The organism is Pseudomonas sp. R45(2017), from assembly GCF_002112305.1.
Taxonomy (GTDB): domain Bacteria; phylum Pseudomonadota; class Gammaproteobacteria; order Pseudomonadales; family Pseudomonadaceae; genus Aquipseudomonas; species Aquipseudomonas paraglycinae.
Genome location: NZ_NEHH01000001.1, coordinates 333,656 through 350,205 on the forward strand (window position 1 = coordinate 333,656; position 16,550 = coordinate 350,205).

20 protein-coding genes are annotated in these 16,550 nt (G+C 61.7%); 11 read left to right on the top strand and 9 right to left on the bottom strand.

From position 1 onward, the window contains the following. Nucleotides 1-12: 12 nt before the first annotated feature. Entirely contained in the window at nucleotides 13-1,002 is a 990-nt protein-coding gene (locus tag CAF74_RS01595) for a 2-hydroxyacid dehydrogenase (protein WP_085745099.1), read from the top strand. Between the two features lie 10 nt (nucleotides 1,003-1,012). On the opposite strand, the gene CAF74_RS01600 is transcribed toward CAF74_RS01595, so the two are convergent. Further along, nucleotides 1,013-1,453 carry a hypothetical protein gene (locus CAF74_RS01600; protein ID WP_085607393.1) on the bottom strand — a complete coding sequence of 147 codons (441 nt, stop codon included), beginning with the start codon at nucleotides 1,451-1,453 and terminating at the stop codon, nucleotides 1,013-1,015. A 133-nt stretch (nucleotides 1,454-1,586) separates the two neighbouring features. Here CAF74_RS01600 and CAF74_RS01605 point away from each other — a divergent pair, with 133 nt between their 5' ends. Together CAF74_RS01605 and CAF74_RS01610 are read left to right on the top strand one after the other, a co-directional pair. Further along, nucleotides 1,587-2,021: a hypothetical protein gene (locus tag CAF74_RS01605; protein ID WP_007957770.1), complete on the top strand. Its 435-nt coding sequence runs from the start codon at nucleotides 1,587-1,589 to the stop codon at nucleotides 2,019-2,021. Beyond that, the gene (locus CAF74_RS01610) at nucleotides 2,021-2,425 is read left to right on the top strand and encodes an META domain-containing protein (RefSeq protein WP_039772881.1); all 405 of its coding nucleotides are present in this window, start codon (nucleotides 2,021-2,023) and stop codon (nucleotides 2,423-2,425) included. Before CAF74_RS01605 ends, CAF74_RS01610 begins: the two co-directional genes overlap by 1 nt. A gap of 258 nt (nucleotides 2,426-2,683) precedes the next feature. Here CAF74_RS01610 and CAF74_RS01615 read toward each other — a convergent pair whose 3' ends face one another. Continuing rightward, the gene (locus CAF74_RS01615) at nucleotides 2,684-3,151 is read right to left on the bottom strand and encodes a TlpA disulfide reductase family protein (protein WP_007957768.1); all 468 of its coding nucleotides are present in this window, start codon (nucleotides 3,149-3,151) and stop codon (nucleotides 2,684-2,686) included. Nucleotides 3,152-3,265: 114 nt separating this feature from the next. Between CAF74_RS01615 and arsC the strand changes: the two genes are divergently transcribed. Genes arsC through CAF74_RS01630 form a run of 3 tightly spaced genes read left to right on the top strand, consistent with a single transcriptional unit; the run spans nucleotide 3,266 to nucleotide 4,639 of the window. After that, the gene (gene arsC, locus CAF74_RS01620; protein ID WP_011335489.1) at nucleotides 3,266-3,619 is read left to right on the top strand and encodes an arsenate reductase (glutaredoxin); all 354 of its coding nucleotides are present in this window, start codon (nucleotides 3,266-3,268) and stop codon (nucleotides 3,617-3,619) included. Beyond that, on the top strand, nucleotides 3,616-4,212 hold the full coding sequence (gene wrbA, locus CAF74_RS01625; RefSeq protein ID WP_085745100.1) for an NAD(P)H:quinone oxidoreductase: 597 nt from the start codon (nucleotides 3,616-3,618) through the stop codon (nucleotides 4,210-4,212). Before arsC ends, wrbA begins: the two co-directional genes overlap by 4 nt. Before the next feature lies 1 nt (nucleotide 4,213). Then, nucleotides 4,214-4,639: a DUF2069 domain-containing protein gene (locus tag CAF74_RS01630; RefSeq protein WP_085745101.1), complete on the top strand. Its 426-nt coding sequence runs from the start codon at nucleotides 4,214-4,216 to the stop codon at nucleotides 4,637-4,639. Nucleotides 4,640-4,715: 76 nt separating this feature from the next. On the opposite strand, the gene CAF74_RS01635 is transcribed toward CAF74_RS01630, so the two are convergent. Further along, entirely contained in the window at nucleotides 4,716-5,390 is a 675-nt protein-coding gene (locus CAF74_RS01635) for a DNA-3-methyladenine glycosylase I (RefSeq protein ID WP_085683575.1), read from the bottom strand. Between the two features lie 68 nt (nucleotides 5,391-5,458). Continuing rightward, complete coding sequence (gene ttcA, locus CAF74_RS01640; protein ID WP_011335493.1) at nucleotides 5,459-6,283, bottom strand: tRNA 2-thiocytidine(32) synthetase TtcA; 825 nt, start codon at nucleotides 6,281-6,283, stop codon at nucleotides 5,459-5,461. Nucleotides 6,284-6,572: 289 nt separating this feature from the next. Between ttcA and CAF74_RS01645 the strand changes: the two genes are divergently transcribed. Both CAF74_RS01645 and CAF74_RS01650 read left to right on the top strand, forming a co-directional pair. Continuing rightward, complete coding sequence (locus tag CAF74_RS01645) at nucleotides 6,573-7,175, top strand: Yip1 family protein (protein ID WP_007957761.1); 603 nt, start codon at nucleotides 6,573-6,575, stop codon at nucleotides 7,173-7,175. Nucleotides 7,176-7,333: 158 nt separating this feature from the next. After that, complete coding sequence (locus CAF74_RS01650) at nucleotides 7,334-7,828, top strand: SprT family zinc-dependent metalloprotease (protein ID WP_085607401.1); 495 nt, start codon at nucleotides 7,334-7,336, stop codon at nucleotides 7,826-7,828. A gap of 8 nt (nucleotides 7,829-7,836) precedes the next feature. On the opposite strand, the gene CAF74_RS01655 is transcribed toward CAF74_RS01650, so the two are convergent. Then, the gene (locus CAF74_RS01655; protein ID WP_085745102.1) at nucleotides 7,837-9,018 is read right to left on the bottom strand and encodes a CaiB/BaiF CoA-transferase family protein; all 1,182 of its coding nucleotides are present in this window, start codon (nucleotides 9,016-9,018) and stop codon (nucleotides 7,837-7,839) included. Nucleotides 9,019-9,163: 145 nt separating this feature from the next. After that, nucleotides 9,164-10,498: a dicarboxylate/amino acid:cation symporter gene (locus tag CAF74_RS01660; RefSeq protein ID WP_064383574.1), complete on the bottom strand. Its 1,335-nt coding sequence runs from the start codon at nucleotides 10,496-10,498 to the stop codon at nucleotides 9,164-9,166. Between the two features lie 352 nt (nucleotides 10,499-10,850). Here CAF74_RS01660 and CAF74_RS01665 point away from each other — a divergent pair, with 352 nt between their 5' ends. After that, nucleotides 10,851-11,849, top strand: a complete 999-nt coding sequence (locus tag CAF74_RS01665; protein WP_085745103.1) for an AraC family transcriptional regulator — start codon at nucleotides 10,851-10,853, stop codon at nucleotides 11,847-11,849. Between the two features lie 86 nt (nucleotides 11,850-11,935). Here the strand turns inward: CAF74_RS01665 and CAF74_RS01670 are convergent, their stop codons facing one another. From CAF74_RS01670 to CAF74_RS01680, 3 genes are all read right to left on the bottom strand, one after another. Next, the gene (locus CAF74_RS01670) at nucleotides 11,936-13,282 is read right to left on the bottom strand and encodes an ATP-binding protein (protein WP_085745104.1); all 1,347 of its coding nucleotides are present in this window, start codon (nucleotides 13,280-13,282) and stop codon (nucleotides 11,936-11,938) included. Further along, nucleotides 13,279-13,956, bottom strand: a complete 678-nt coding sequence (locus CAF74_RS01675) for a response regulator transcription factor (RefSeq protein ID WP_085745105.1) — start codon at nucleotides 13,954-13,956, stop codon at nucleotides 13,279-13,281. The genes CAF74_RS01670 and CAF74_RS01675 overlap by 4 nt, the downstream gene beginning before the upstream one ends. Before the next feature lie 104 nt (nucleotides 13,957-14,060). Beyond that, nucleotides 14,061-14,666: a hypothetical protein gene (locus tag CAF74_RS01680; protein WP_085745106.1), complete on the bottom strand. Its 606-nt coding sequence runs from the start codon at nucleotides 14,664-14,666 to the stop codon at nucleotides 14,061-14,063. A gap of 143 nt (nucleotides 14,667-14,809) precedes the next feature. Between CAF74_RS01680 and CAF74_RS01685 the strand changes: the two genes are divergently transcribed. Continuing rightward, entirely contained in the window at nucleotides 14,810-15,601 is a 792-nt protein-coding gene (locus CAF74_RS01685) for a dienelactone hydrolase family protein (RefSeq protein ID WP_085745107.1), read from the top strand. A 221-nt stretch (nucleotides 15,602-15,822) separates the two neighbouring features. Then, nucleotides 15,823-16,548, top strand: a complete 726-nt coding sequence (locus CAF74_RS01690; RefSeq protein ID WP_085745421.1) for a 4'-phosphopantetheinyl transferase — start codon at nucleotides 15,823-15,825, stop codon at nucleotides 16,546-16,548. The last annotated feature ends 2 nt before the right edge of the window (nucleotides 16,549-16,550 follow it).

Consider the following 16,550-nt stretch of genomic DNA (forward strand, 5'->3'; position numbering starts at 1 on the left):
CAGGAGGATTTCATGCGCATGATCGTTTTCAGCAGCCAGACCTACGACCGCGACAGTTTCCTCGCCGCCGACTGCCCGGCCGGGATCGAACTGCACTTTCAGCCAGCCCGGCTCAGTCTCGATACCGCAGCGCTGGCCGAACATCACGAAGTAGTCTGCGCGTTCATCAACGATGACCTCAGCGCCCCGGTGCTGGAGCGTCTGGCCGCGGGCGGCACTCGCCTGATCGCCTTGCGTTCGGCCGGCTACAACCATGTGGATCTGGCCGTCGCCAAACGTCTGGGGCTGGCCGTCGTGCGCGTACCGGCCTACTCGCCCCATGCGGTGGCCGAACATGCGGTGGCGTTGATCCTCGCCCTCAACCGGCGCTTGCATCGCGCCTACAACCGCACCCGCGAAGGTGATTTCAGCCTGCACGGGCTCACCGGTTTCGATCTGGTGGGCAAAACCGTCGGCATCGTCGGCACCGGACAGATCGGCGCGACCTTCGCGAAGATCATGCACGGCTTCGGCTGCGAACTGCTGGCCTACGACCCTTATCCGAACCCTGCCGTCGAAGCGTTGGGCGCGCGCTACCTCAGCCTGCCGGACCTGCTGGCGCAAGCACGGATCATCAGCCTGCACTGCCCGCTCAACGAACAGAGCAAACACCTGATCAACCGCGATTCGCTGGCGCACATGCAACCGGGGGCGATGCTGATCAACACCGGGCGCGGCGGTCTGGTGGACACGCCGGCGCTGATCGACGCCCTGAAGGACGGCCAACTCGGTTATCTGGGACTGGATGTGTATGAAGAGGAGGCGCAGCTGTTCTTCGAGGATCGCTCCGACCTGCCGCTACAAGATGACGTGCTGGCGCGGCTGCTGACCTTCCCGAATGTGATTGTCACCGCGCATCAGGCATTCCTGACCCATGAGGCGCTGGGCGCGATTGCCGCGACCACCTTGCACAACATTGCGACCTGGGCGGCGGGTACGCCGCAGAACCAGGTCGAAGGCTGAGCGATCGGACTCAGACCGGGGGCGGCGTCGGGGTAATCGCCACGCACAGGATCAACAGCGCCAGCCAGCCGAACCCCAGCAAACGTTGCTTGAGGGAGTGGCCGCTGCGCAGCAGGAACCAGACAAACACCAGCGGCATCAGAAACGCCATGATTTTCAGCCAGCCTTCCACCGGGCGCGAACCGTCCGGGTTCAACACCGGTTCGACAGGCTGCGAACGACGGCGTCGCCCCGCCGCGGCCGGCATGATCTTCGGCCGCTCGGGGGCCGGCGGCGGAACGAAGGCCTCGGGCACTGCCTTGTTACGCGGCAGGCTGCCAAAGGAAATCGTCGACGCGCCCTTTTCGGCGTGAGGAGCCTGTGCATCTGCCAGTGGAGCCCCGCAATGAATGCACGCCGTGGCTTCTGAGCTGATGCTCCGCTTGCATTCATAACATTCGATCAGCGCCATGTTCCGTTCCTTGAAAATGAAGGCGGCAGTTTGCCACGACTGCGGTGTCGATTTGAACCGGATCGAAGGTCGCACGCGCGCATCATTCTGCAATCAAGCCCGTGCTAGCATGTCGCGCATATTTGGAGGACCCATGGTCGAACACGATTTCCGCTACACCCTGATGAACCCGCAACACACCCTCACCGAATGCCGCGCCCTGGTTCCGGGCCGTTATCAGGTCACCGGCAACGGTGGCTCGATCCGCATCGGCGACGTGCTGGTCGTGACCCTCAAAGGCAGCAAGGACTTGTCCATGCGCCTGACCGTCGACACCGTCCGCCACCTGATCAACCCGCCGGGTCAATGGACTGCCATGACCACCGGCCCGGTGTTCGGTGAACTGGCGATCCACACCTGGCAGGTCAACTGCGACAGCTGCGCCAAGGAGCTGAGCTTCGAATTCGCCGTGGACGCCAAGCTCGGCAAACCTGCGGAAAAACCGGCCGCCACGGCACGTATTGCGGAGCTGGGCTGGAAAGCCGTCGGCGACAAGCACCTGTGCCCGAAATGCCAGGAGCCGGCGTGATGAAACACCTGGCCCTGACCGCCGTTGTCGGCGCCGGCCTGATGGGTTGCGCCGCGGAGCCTGTGCAACTGCAACAGAACCGCAGCTACATTCTGGAATGGATCGGCGAGCGTCCGCTGATGGACTACAGCCACCTGACCGTGACCCTCGGCGATGATGGCCGGGCGTACGGTAATGGCGGCTGCAACCACTGGTTCGCGCCGTACACTCTGGAAGGCGACAAGCTGAGCTTCGGCAAGATCGGCAAGACCCGCAAACTGTGTGCCCCGGCGCTGATGGAGCAGGAGCAACGCTTCCTCCAGGCCCTGGAGCACGTGGAGCGCTGGGACATCTCGCCGATCGAGCAGATGCGCTTCTGGCCGGCTGAAGGCAAGCCGTTGCGCTGGTGGCTGGAAGAAGGCTGATCCTTTAGATCGCCAAGCCCCTCACCCTAACCCTCCCGAAACGTCGGACCGCCCAAAGGGAGAGGGGACTGATTGGGGGATATTGGAGAGATACGCCGACCTGAAAGACCTTCACCGAATCCATAACCAACCGGATTCCACTCTGACGAATCTTCAGTCGACCTGATCTTCCAGGTCGATGGAAATCGCCAGACACCTCGGTCGGCCCCCTCTCCCTCCGGGAGAGGGCTGGGGTGAGGGATGCTTTATAGCGGCAACTCAATTTGTAGCCTGCAACGCCTCAAGCTTCGCCATCACCCCCGCCGCCGTCTGCTCGCCCATCAACTGTTCCCGCACCTTGCCCTTGTTGTCGATGATGTAAGTCACCGGCAAGGCTTCACTGCGCGGCAGTTCGAACAATTCCGACGGATCCTGCGCCAGCACGGTGAACTTGATGCCCAGTTTTTCGCTGGCGCTCTTCAGCTCTTCACCCTGCACGTTGTCGAAGTTGACCCCGAACACGCCGATCTTCTTGCCCTTGAGTTCGTCCGCCAGGTGATTGAGTTCCGGGATTTCCGTGCGGCACGGGCCGCACCATTCGGCCCAGTAATTGAGCACGACCCATTGTTTGTCGAGGCGCTCGGACGCCACTTTCTGTCCGTTCTGGTCGATGCCGTAGTCGTTACCGCAGCCCCCCAGCATCAACGCCCCGATGATCGTCAATGCCGCTGCCAGTGCCCGTGTCATGTCGTGTTCCTTGTGAAAAATTGAATGCGCCTGCGACCCATCGCCTCCCAAGGTTCTGGATTGCGCGCTGCACAGTTAGAATAGCCGCCACTCTACGCAAGAAGCGACCCGCCCATGACCGATCTGACGCTTTATCACAACCCGCGCTGCTCGAAATCCCGCGGTGCGCTCGAACTCCTCGAAGCCCGTGGCCTGACGCCAAACGTGGTGCGCTACCTCGAAACCCCGCTGGACGCCGCGCAGATCAAGGCGCTGCTCGGCAAGCTGGGAATCAGCGCACGGCAACTGCTGCGCACCGGCGAAGACGAATACAAGACCCTGAACCTGGCCGATGCCAGTCTCACCGAGAAACAATTGATTGAAGCGATCGCGGCCCATCCGAAGTTGATGGAGCGACCGATTCTCGAAGCCGGCGACAAAGCCGTCATCGGCCGTCCACCGGAGCAGATCCTGGAGCTGCTGCCGTGAGTGCGCCGTACATTCTGGTTCTGTATTACAGCCGCAGCGGCTCGACCAACGAGATGGCCCGGCAGATTGCCCGTGGCGTCGAGCAGGCCGGTCTCGAAGCGCGCCTGCGCACCGTGCCGGCGATCTCCACCGAGTGCGAAGCCGTGGCACCGGACATTCCGGATGAAGGCGCGCTGTACGCCACTTTGGATGACCTGAAGAACTGCGCCGGCCTGGCCCTCGGCAGCCCGACCCGTTTCGGCAACATGGCCGCGCCGCTCAAGTACTTCCTCGACGGCACCAGCAACCTGTGGCTGACCGGCGCACTGGTCGGCAAGCCGGCCGGAGTGTTCACGTCCACCGCCAGCCTGCACGGCGGTCAGGAAACCACCCTGCTGTCGATGATGCTGCCGCTGCTGCACCACGGCATGCTGATCACCGGCCTGCCCTACAGCGAATCGGCGCTGCTGGAAACCCAGGGCGGCGGCACGCCGTACGGCGCCAGCCATCACGCCGGGGCCGACGGTAAAAGCGGTCTCGATCAGCACGAAGTGGCGCTGTGCCGCGCCCTCGGCGCACGTCTGGCCAAGACGGCCCGGAAACTGGGGAACTGAGATGGCCAGAAAGCCGAAAGTCCTGCCCGCCGTCGAGTGGCTGGAGCCGCGGGTGCGGGCGATGCGGGTGATCAGTCTGCTGTGCTTTTTCGGCCTGGCCGGACTGCTCGCCGCTTATTACCTGATGTTCGCCGACCTGCACGGCGCGCGACCGTGGGTGATTCTGCTGATCGAGCTGATCCCGTGGATCGTGCTCGCACCGGCGATGATCATGGGCAGCGCACGCGGGCATTCGTGGATGTGCTTTGTGGTGAATCTGTATTTCATCAAGGGCGCACTGGCCGCGTATGACCCGAGCCGGCAGCTGTTCGGTGTGCTGGAGATGATCGCCAGTCTGGCGGTGTTTTGCTCGGCACTGCTGTATGTGCGGTGGCGGTATCAGTTGAATCGCAAACTGGCGGGCGAAGGCGAAGTCTCCGTCGCCTGACTGCTCGCCAGATCGCCGAGCTAACCGAGTCTGCCGGGATCGTTTCACGCTCTGCGTGGGAACGATCGCTTTGAACTCAATGATTGACGGTGTACGCCAGCATCATCGAGATCTGGCTCATCGGCCGTCCACCGCTCTCTTCATGCCACTGGTTGAACGCGTTCTGCACCGTCGCCAGATCCCGCAGGCTGCTCGGCACCTTGTCGACGATCTTCTGTGCATTCAACGCCGCGACCACGTCGTAGCTCGGCACGAACGTATCCTTGCCAACCATCCGCAAGAACCGTGGCGCCGACAGCCCGCCCAATTGATGACCGTGCTTTTTCAGGTACGTCCACAAACCGACGATATCGGTCACCGGCCAGTCGGCGAGCAACGCACCGAAACTGCCCTTCTCTTTCTCGACATCCAGAATGAACTGCGCATTGCGCGGCACGCTCTTGAGCTTGCCCAGGTGACGGATGATCCGCGCATCCTGCATCAGTCGCTCAAGGTGTTCGGCGCTCATCAGCACGACCTTTTCCGGGTCGAACTTGAAGAACACTTCCTCGAAGGCCGGCCACTTGGCATCCACCAGGCTGTGCTTGAGCCCGGCACGGAACACCCGCAGGGCCATGGTCGAGAGGTAACGGTCGTCGCTGATCTTGCGCAGTTGCGCCGGGGTCTTGGGAACGGGCAGATGGGCTTCCAGTTCAGCCGCCGAACCGAAGCGGTTCAGACAGTATTCGTGCAGCCACTTGTAGTCGCGCATGCCCTCTCCTAAAAAATGAATTGAAAACGGCGCCCGCGAGCGCCGTTTCTTTCGAGCGATCAGATCACTTACAGGTTCACCACATTGACGAAACGCGAAGCCGCCGTCTCGTCGATCTTCAGGCTGGTGAAGTCAAACAGGTTACGGTCAGCCAGTTGCGACGGGATCACGTTCTGCAGGCTGCGGAAGATGCTTTCGGTACGGCCCGGGGTCTTGCGTTCCCAGTCCTGGAGCATTTCCTTGACCACCTGACGCTGCAGGTTTTCCTGGGAACCGCAGAGGTTGCACGGAATGATCGGGAATTGCTTGAAGTCCGAGTAGGCCTGGATGTCTTTCTCGTTGCAGTAGGCCAGCGGACGGATCACCACGTTGCGCCCGTCGTCGGCGCGCAGCTTCGGCGGCATGGCCTTGAGGCTGCCGTTGAAGAACATGTTGAGGAAGAACGTCTCGACGATGTCGTCGCGGTGATGACCGAGGGCCATTTTGGTCGCGCCGATTTCGTCGGCGAAGGTGTACAGCGTGCCGCGACGCAGGCGCGAGCATAGCGAGCAGGTGGTCTTGCCTTCCGGGATCAGTTCCTTGACCACCGAGTAGGTGTCCTTCTCGACGATGTGGTACTCGATGCCCAGCTCTTTCAGGTAGGCCGGCAGCACGTGCTCGGGGAAACCCGGCTGCTTCTGGTCCATGTTCACGGCGACGATCTCGAACTTGATCGGTGCAACCTTCTGCAGGTGCATCAGCACGTCGAGCATGGTGTAGCTGTCCTTGCCCCCGGACAGGCAGACCATGACCTTGTCGCCGTCTTCGATCATGTTGAAGTCGGTGACGGCTTCGCCGGCCAGGCGGCGCAGGCGCTTTTGCAGTTTGTTCTGGTTGACCGTAAGAGTGCCCATGACGCGAAATCCGTGAGGTGTGACGAAAGGCGGGCATTTTACGCAAAAACACTTCGCTTGTGGCCACAGGTTGTCGCCGCTTACAGCGCCCGTTTGCACAGACCCCGACGCGATTACCCCGCGGTTTTACAGCGCGATTTGCTCTAAGCCCCTATCACCTGTGCGGTTAAGACCTTTCTATACTGCGACATAAGGTCGCACACAATCTGAAGACCTGTATTTGCTCGGCCGCATTGGCCCGTAGGCGCTCCGCTGGGGGGCGATGGCAATAACGAGAGGAGTGACTGGCATGATCCATCACGTAGTGGGACTTTTTACCCACCCCGATCAGGAATGGAAGGAAATCCGTGGCGACCAGGAAGAAAGCATCAGCCACATGTACCTGACGCACACGCTGATTCTGGCGGCGATCCCCGCTGTTTCGGCATTTATCGGCACGACTCAGGTCGGCTGGGTGATCGGCAACCGCGCACCGGTGATGCTCACCGTCGAAAGCGCGTTGTGGATGACGATCATGTCTTACCTGGCAATGCTCGGCGGAGTCGCGGTCATGGGTGCCTTCGTGCACTGGATGGCCCGCACCTATGACGCCAACCCGAGCCTGGCCCGTTGCGTGGCATTTGCCACCTACACCGCGACACCGTTGTTCGTCGGCGGGCTGGCGGCGCTCTATCCACACATGTGGCTGGGGATGATCGTCGGCACGGCGGCCATCTGCTACACGGTTTACCTGTTGTATGTGGGGCTGCCGACCTTCATGAACATTCCGTCCGACGAGGGTTTCCTGTTTTCCAGCTCGGTACTGGCGGTGGGTCTGGTGGTGCTGGTCGCCATCATGGCGTTTACCGTGATTGTCTGGGGTCTGGGCGTGGGGCCTGTCTACACCAATTAGCGACCGGTTCCTCCCGAGAAGAACAAGATCCGCCAACACAGGCCGCCGCAAGGCGGCCTTCTCATGCCTGGAATGAACGTCGCGACCATTCGGCAGTTTGGCGATACGCAACGCCGAAAGGTTGCGGCATACTCCAAATCTCTGGAGATCCATCAAGCATGCCCGAGCAACTCAATACCCGCGTCGAAGACTGTTTCCAACTCGCTGAATCCTTTTTCAAACGTCCCTTCAAACGCCCCGTGGTGAGCCTCAAGCTGCGCGGGCAAAAAGCCGGGGTCGCGCATCTGCACGAGAATCTGCTGCGCTTCAATCCGCAGCTGTACCGGGAAAACACCGAACATTTCCTCAAGCAGACCGTGGCCCACGAAGTCGCGCACCTGATCGCCCATCAACTGTTCGGCGACCGCATCCAGCCCCACGGCGAGGAGTGGCAACTGATCATGCGCGGCGTTTACGAATTGCCGCCGGACCGTTGCCATACCTATGAAATCAAACGCCGCAGCGTGACCCGCTACATCTATAAATGCCCGTGTGCCGATAGCGATTTTCCGTTTTCGGCGCAGCGCCATAGCCTGGTCAGGCAGGGTCGGCGCTATCTGTGCCGGCGCTGTCGCAACACATTGGTGTTCAGTGGCGAGATGCGGGTCGAGTAACCCACGAGCTACGCGATGACTTTCGCGGCGCGTAATTCGGCAATCCGCTCAGGACTCAACCCCAACTCCGTCAACACCTGATCTGTATGCTGCCCCAGCGCTGCCCCCACATGCCGCGGCGCCGGCAACGCCTCGGAAAACTTCAGCGGACAGGCGATCTGCGCCTGCACCGTGCCATCACCGCGGGGCACCTGGGTCACCAGTTCCCGCGCCTGCAATTGCGGATGCTGCACCGCCTCGCCCAGGTTCAACACCGGCTCGACGCAGGCATCGATCCCGGCGAACAGCTCGCACAGTTCGGCAAAGTCATGCTTCTCGAACTCGACCTTCAAGGCGTCCTTGAGCGCCCGCTGCTGCTCGGGTTTGGGCGACAAGCCCTGCGCCGCCAGTTCCGGCCGGCCCAGCGCCGCACACAGTTGCTGCATGAAGGCCGGTTCCAGACTGCCCACCGACATCCAGCGCCCGTCGCGGGAGCGGTAGTAATCGTAGAAGCTGCCGCCATTGAGCATCTGATCCTCCCAGCCCGGCTCCTCGCCGCAGGCCAGATACCCGGCACCGGCCATGGCGTTCAGGCTGAACGCGCAATCGGTCATGCTCACATCCAGATGGGTGCCCTGCCCGGTCTGCTGGCGGGAAATCACCGCCGCCAACAAGCCGATCACCCCGTGCAGCGAGCCGCCGGCGACATCCGCCACCTGCATGCCCAGCGGCAACGGCCCGCTGTCGGCGCGGCCGGTGTAGCTGGAGAGCCCGGCCAGCGCCAAATAGTTGATGTCGTGGCCGGCGCGATCCTTGTACGGTCCGGTCTGGCCGTAACCGGTGATCGACACATAAATCAGCTTCGGATTGATCGCCTTCAGCGCCTCGTAACCCAGCCCCAGCCGCTCCATCACACCGGGGCGAAACTGTTCCAGCACGATGTCGTAATTCACCAGCAACTGCTTCACCAGCTCCAACGCCTCGGGCTGCTTGAGGTCCAGCGCCAGGCTGCGCTTGTTGCGGTTGAGATACGCGTGACTGGCCGAGACGCCGTGATCATGGGGCGGCAAGACCCGCACCAGGTCGAGGCGGGTCGGCGATTCGATGCGCAGCACTTCGGCGCCCATATCCGCCAGCAGCAGCGAGGCAAACGGCCCCGGCAGCAGGGTCGAGAAATCCAGAATCTTCAGTGAGGCCAGCGGTGCAGGCATGGGCAATCTCCATCAACGATGCATGCAGCCTAGGCAGCCATCGGCGATGGGGCAATTACCGGATCCATCAGTTGCGCTGACCGTTGCGCTCAAACAGCAGGCAAGAAAAAACCCGCCGAAGCGGGTTTTTCCATTCAAGCGATGCTTACTTCACATTGCTCGGGGTCGGGCCTTCGGCCACGCCCAGGTCATCTTCCTCACGCTCGTCGGAGATACCACGACCGCCCGAGGCCAGCTCGGATTGCAGCACATCGGTGTCCAGCTCCTTGACCCACTTGGCCACGACGATGGTCGCTACGGCGTTGCCGACCAGGTTGGTCAGGGCGCGGGCTTCGGACATGAAGCGGTCGATACCCAGGATCAGCGCCAGACCGGCCACCGGCAGGTGACCTACGGCCGACAGGGTGGCCGCCAGTACGATGAAGCCCGAACCGGTCACACCGGCTGCGCCTTTGGAGGACAGCAGCAACACTACCAGCAGAGTGATCTGGTGAGTGATGTCCATGTGGGTGTCGGTCGCCTGAGCGATGAACACGGCCGCCATGGTCAGGTAGATCGCGGTGCCGTCGAGGTTGAACGAGTAGCCGGTCGGGATCACCAGACCTACCACCGATTTCTTCGCGCCCAGACGCTCCATCTTGATCAGCATGCGTGGCAGTACCGATTCCGAAGAGGAAGTACCCAGCACGATCAGCAGCTCTTCACGGATGTAGCGGATCATCTTCAGCACGCTGAAGCCGTGCATGCGGGCGATACCGCCGAGCACGATCAGGATGAACGCCAGGCAGGTGATGTAGAAGCAGATCATCAGTTGACCCAGCTGCACCAGCGAGCCGACGCCGTAGGCACCGATGGTGAACGCCATCGCACCGAAGGCACCGATTGGCGCGAGCTTCATGATCATGTTGATGATGTTGAACATCACGTGGGCGAAGCGATCGATGAAGTCCAGGATCGGCTTGCCGTAGGCACCCAGGCGATGCAGGGCGAAACCGAAGATCACCGAGAACATCAGCACTTGCAGAATGTCACCGGTGGCGAACGCGCCGACGATGGTGGTCGGGATCACGTTGAGCAGGAAGCCGACAACGCTCTGGTCTGCGCCTTGAGCAACATAGGTCGCGACTTTCGAGGCATCGAGGGTGCTGACGTCGATGTGCATCCCGTTGCCCGGTTGCACGATGTTGACCACGATCAGGCCGACCAGCAGGGCGATGGTCGAAACGATTTCGAAGTACAGGAGTGCGTAACCGCCGGTCTTGCCGACCGATTTCATGTTCTGCATGCCGGCGATGCCGCTGACCACGGTGCAGAAGATGATCGGGGCGATGATCATTTTGATCAGTTTGATGAACCCGTCACCCAGCGGCTTTACGGCCACGCCGAACTGCGGGTAGTAGTGGCCGAGCGCAATACCGATACAGATTGCGACGATCACCTGGAAATACAGGGATTTGTACAGTGGCTGACGAGTCGTCATTGCAAAGTTCCTCAAGAGTCCCGCGTGGCAACATCCATCTGTTGAACGCGAAACCTGAATTGCGAACCCTCCTGCACTGGAGGGATTTGTTGTGTCGAACGGCGCTTTCCGGACCGGCTCGGCGCACGCTTCTGTCGCTCTTATCGCAAACGTCGTGCCACTTTGGTGCAAATCGCTGCAAGCCTTTTGATATCAGGGGATCCGGCTTTTTCTGTGTCACCGTTCGGTTACTCAAGTGTGGCGGATTTCCGCCAACTCGCCCGACCTCGTCCTACAATTTGGCGGAAATCCGCCTTGTTACCGATCAAAGGCAGCCGCTACCATCGGTCGCCAGAGGAAGGATCTGCCGCTCATGCGCGAACGCACCATCGCCAGTCACTTTGCCCGCGCCGCCCTCGGTGGCGCGCGGCGCTCGGGTTACGACTACTCGGACCTGCTGCAGCAACTGGGCATCAGCCCCGAACTGCTCGACGAGCCGCGCGCGCGGATCGCCCCGGAACAATTCACCCAACTGATCCAGAACCTGTGGCTGGCCCTGGACGACGAATACCTGGGTTTTGGCAACGCTCCGAGCAAACCTGGCAGCTTCGCCATGATGTGCCACGCCATCATCCATTGCCGCAGCCTGGAGAAGGCTCTGCAACGCGGCTTATTGTTTTATAGCCTATTCCCCGAAGCCCCGTGCCTGACCCTGAGCCATGAAGACGAATGGGTACGCCTGAGCCTCGACGATGCGCAGTTGTGGGACCCGGATCACTTTCTCAGCGAGAGCCTGCTGGTGATCTGGCATCGCCTCGGCAGCTGGCTGATCGGCCAGCGGATTCGTCTGGAACAGGCGAGCTTCAGCTACCCGAAACCGGCGCACGGGGCGGAATACGATCTGCTGTTTTCCTGCCCGCTGGAATTTTCGGCAACGCAAAGCAGCCTGGTGTTTCACAGCCGTTATCTGCACATGCCGCTGTTGCAGGATGAACGCACCCTCAAGCATTTCCTCGAACGCTCCCCCGCCGACCTGCTGTCCCGCCCGGACGACGGCAACAGCCTGAGCAGCCGGCTGCGCCGTTTGCTCAGCCACGACAGCGCACGCTGGCCGGACCTCGAAGCAGTTGCCGCGCACCTGCACATCAGCCCGCAAACCTTGCGCCGGCATCTGCGCGAGGAAGGCACCAGTTTTCAGGAATTGAAGGATCAGTTGCGCCGGGACATCGCAATTTATCACCTGGGGCGGGCCGATCTGTCGTTGCAACAGATCGCCGAACAGCTCGGGTTTTCCGAGCCGTCGGCGTTTCATCGGGCGTTCAAGAAGTGGACGGGGCTGACGCCGGGGGCTTATCGGGCGCAGGAGCAGTGAGGCCAAAGATCAAAAGCCCCCTCACCCTAACCCTCCCTCTGGGCGGTCCGACGTTTCGGGAGGGTTAGGGTGAGGGCCGATCGTTTTCACACCGCAGGAAAATGAATTCTGAACGCCGCCCCGCCCATCGGTGAATCGCCCAGCGTCAGTTTCGCGCTGTAGCTCTCGATGATGTCCTTGACCACTGCCAGCCCGATCCCCTGCCCTGGGTGCTGGCGATCCAGGCGTTCGCCGCGTTCGAGAATCCGTGCGCGCTGATCCGGTGGTACGCCGGGGCCGTCGTCTTCGATGCACAGCTCCATTCCGGAATGGCTTTCGCGCACGCTGATGCGCACTTCGCCCAGACACAGGCGATAGGCGTTTTCCAGCAGGTTGCCCATCATTTCCAGCAAGGCGCCCTGCTCGATCGGCACGTAACAGTGCTCCGGCAGATCGAAGGCGACGCGCACGTGTTTGTCGCGGTAGACCTTGTCCAGCGTGTCGCACAGGCTTTGCAGCACCGGGCGCAGGCGCACCTGATGGCGCACCAGACCGCTTTTGCGCAGGCTGGCGCGTTGCAACTGATAGCCGATCTGCTGGCTCATGCGTTCGATCTGGGTTTGCAGCACCCACGCCTGATCGCGGTCTTCGGGGCGCTGGGCCATGTCTTCGCTGACGCCTTGCAATACCGCCAGCGGGGTTTTCAGGCTGTGGGCCAGATCGTCGAGGGAATCGCGGTACCGGCTGCGCTGCTGGCGTTCGCTGTGCAGCAAGCGGTTGAGGGAACCGGTCAGGCGCAGCAGTTCACGCGGGTGCTGTTCGCTGAGGCTTTCGAGGGTTCCGCCTTCGATTTCGTCGAGTTCCTGACTGAGCCGGCGCAAGGCTTTCAGGCCCCAGGTCAGGCCGATCCACAGCAGCGCCAGCAGCACCAGCAATGCCGCGCCAAAACCGAGGTAGAGATTTTCCCGCAGGCCTTCGAGGGTGGTTTCGTATTCGCGCACCGGTTGCAGGGCCACGATACTGAAGGCTGCACTTTTGCCGCCAAGCAGTTTGACTTCGACGTCGTAGACGAAGAATTCCTGGCCGTTGGCTTCACGGATCCGCGCGAACTCGTTGCCGAGGCCGTCGTAGCGCGGCGTGTAGTTGATCTTCTCTTCCTGGGTGCCCTTCGAGCGCCAGACCAGATGCCCTTCGCGGTCATAGATGTAGCCGAGCAGGCGATTGTCCGTGAGGTTGAAGCGCTCGTCGGGCAACTGTGCCGGCATCATCAGGCGGTTGTTTTCAACCCGCGCGGCGGAGATCAGCGTGGTGACGTCGGACGCCAGCCGCTGTTCGATCGAGTCCTGCAGCGCCAGGCTGAACGCGCCCTGCATCGCCGGGAGCAACGCGAGCATGAACAACACCGCCAGGGTCGTGGCGGCAAGCATCAGCCGGACGCGAAGGGAACGGATCAAGTGCAGCGCTCATTGAACAGGTAACCGAGGCCGCGCACGGTGTCGATCGGCTTGAATCCGGCCGGGCCTTCGAGCTTGCGGCGCAAACGGCCGACCAGCACTTCGATCACGTTTGGATCGCGCTCGTCGTCATCCGGGTACAACTGCTCCATCAACCGATCCTTGGGCACCACCTGCTGGTGATGGCGCATGAGGTATTCGAGGATCCGGTACTCGTAGGCGGTCAGCGCCAGCGGTTGCTCGTCGAGGGTCGCCTGCTTGCGATTGAGGTCCAGCAACAGCGGGCCGGCGACGATGGTCGACTGAGTGAAACCGCTGGAGCGGCGCAGCAACGCATTGAGCCGCGCTTCGAGTTCTTCGAACTGGAACGGCTTGACCAGATAATCGTCAGCCCCGGCTGCCAGACCTTCGACCTTGTCCTGCCAGTTGCCGCGCGCGGTGAGGATCAGGATCGGAAACGTCTTGGCGCCCGAGCGCAGCTGGCGGATCAGGTCGAGGCCACTCATGCCCGGCAGTCCAAGGTCGATCACCGCCAGGTCAAAGTTGAATTGCCCGGTCTGGTACAACGCCTCTTCGGCATTGGCCACGGACTCGACCACGTGACCGCTCTCCGTCAGGCGGGTTTGCAGGTGATGGCGCAACAGCGCTTCATCTTCGACGACCAACAGTTTCATGACGCTCTCCCGGGTAAATCGACAACTCCAAAGGCTTTCGCCTCACATGGCTGCGCCGGGTCGCCCCTCGAAGGACGACCCGGCGCGGGCCTGACGCCAATCGCTTAGAAAGCGTAGTTGGCCGACAGGTAAGTCTGGGCGCTGCTGGTCAAATCCAGCGAGCCTTGCTTGCTGCCGCCGCTCTCTTTCATCTCAGTGCTGGCGTTGCTGCGCAGGTAACGGTAACCGAGTTCGACCGAGGTGTTCTGCGAGACTTGCTGCAACACACCGAACTGGCCGCCGACGGCGTAACCGATGTCGCTGTCACGGCTGTAGCTCGGCGAATCCTGGGTCAACTTGGTCAGACCGGCCGTGGCACCGCCGAACAGCTTGGTGCTGCTACCCACCGGGTAAAACAGATCGTAGCTGCCCAGCAGGTTTTCCTGGCGCAGTTTAATGCCATTGTGCGAGCCGGACACGTTGTCGTAGGTGGCGTAGTAGCGACCCTGGCTGTTTTGCTGACCCAGGCGCAGGCCGTAGGTGTTGTTGCCGTCGATGGCCGCGGTGGCATCCGGATGGCCGAGGTTGTCGTTCAGGGCGTTGGATTTTTTGATCTTGTCGCTGGTCTGGCCAAAGGTCAGGCCGGCGAAGTTGCTGGTGGTGTCGGCGTGGGCCGCGATACTGGCGCTCATTACGGTAAAAGCCAGCAGCAGTTTATTTAAACGAGTCATGGAGTTTCCTCTTTCACAGTGCTGTTTGGGTATGGCGCAAGGTTACTGACCCTCCCCTGTACCGCCCCTGAACGCTCTCTGAACCTGGCCTGAATGAAATGAACTAGGCTGTTTTGACCACTTTATTGTCCGGAGACCCGATCATGCGCCTGCTTCTAACCCTCGCCCTCCTTGTCTTCAGCGGCCTCAGCCAGGCTGCGATCAAGACCGAGGAAATCCCCTATCAGAGTGCTGACGGCACCAAGCTGATCGGTTACTACGCCTACGACGATGCAATAAAGGGCCCGCGCCCCGGCGTGGTGGTGGTGCATGAGTGGTGGGGCCTGAACGACTACGCCAAGCGCCGCGCCCGGGATCTCGCCGGGCTCGGCTACAGCGCGCTGGCCATCGACATGTACGGTGAAGGCAAGAACACCGAGCACCCGAAAGACGCAATGGCGTTCATGCAGGCCGCCACGCAAAACGCCGATGCGGCCAGCAAGCGCTTTCAGGCCGGGCTGGATCTGTTGAAGAAACAGCCGCAGACCGACAAGGATAAAATCGGCGCCATCGGCTACTGCTTCGGCGGTGGCGTGGTGCTGAATGCCGCGCGTCAGGGCGTGCCGCTGGCCGGCGTGGTGAGCTTCCACGGTGCGCTGGCCACCAAGACTCCGGCTACGCCGGGTAGCGTGAAGGCGAAAGTCCTTGTCGAGCACGGCGCGCTGGACAGCATGGTCACCCCGGACAACGTCGCGGCATTCAAGTCGGAAATGGACAAGGCCGGCGCCGACTATCAATTCGTCAGCCTCGACGGTGCCAAGCACGGGTTCAGCAATCCCGACGCGGATCGCCTGAGCCACGGCGATCACGGTGGCCCGGATATCGGCTACAACAAGGCCGCCGATGAAAAATCCTGGGCGGACATGCAGGCGTTCTTCAAGAAAATCTTTGGCTGAACCCCTGTTGCTGATCGTTCCCACGCTCTGCGTGGGAATGCATACAGTGACGCTCCGCGTCACACAGCGAAGGGACGCGGAGCGTCCCGAGGCTGCATTCCCACGCGGAGCGTGGGAACGATCACAATTCGGGGCCGCAGCGTCGGAGCGATCACGGTTCGACGTGGGAACGATCATGTCGACACTATCCAGCCTTAAGGCAACCCGGCAAAATGCGCCACATGAACTCCAACCCTTTCCTCCCCGCCTGCTGCACCCCGCTCGATGCCCATTGGCCGCTGCCGACGGTGTTGCCCGACACTGTGCTGCTGAGCACCCATTTCGATCCTTCGCAATTGCTCGGTGATGACTTCCGCCGCAGCGCCATCGAGTCGCCGCCGAGCATTCAGCGTTCGGTGGCGAAGCGGCAGGCGGAATTCCTTGCAGGGCGGATTTGTGCACGGGCGGCGTTGCAGCAGCTGGAAGGCTCAAGCACTGTTCCGGCGATCGGCGAGGATCGCGCGCCGATTTGGCCGGCACACATCTGCGGCTCGATCACCCACAGCACCGGCCGTGCGGCGGCGATTGTCGCCAACAAACAGCACTGGCGCGGGCTGGGCATGGACCTGGAAAACCTGCTCAACGCCGAACGCGCCGAGCGGCTGGCTGGAGAGATCCTGACCCCGCCGGAAATGCAGCGCATGGCCGCCGGCTCCCGGGATCAGATCGCGCTCTGGGTGACCCTGACCTTTTCGGTGAAAGAAAGCCTGTTCAAGGCGCTGTACCCGATCGTGCAGCAGCGCTTCTACTTCGAACACGCCGAGGTTCTGGAGTGGAATGAACAGGGTCAGGTGCGGCTGCGGTTGCTGACGGATCTGTCCAGTGAATGGCGCAACGGCACGGAGCTCGATGCGCAATTCGGCGTGCAAGACGGGCAGTTGCTGAGCCTGGTCAGCATCCAGGCGTAAGC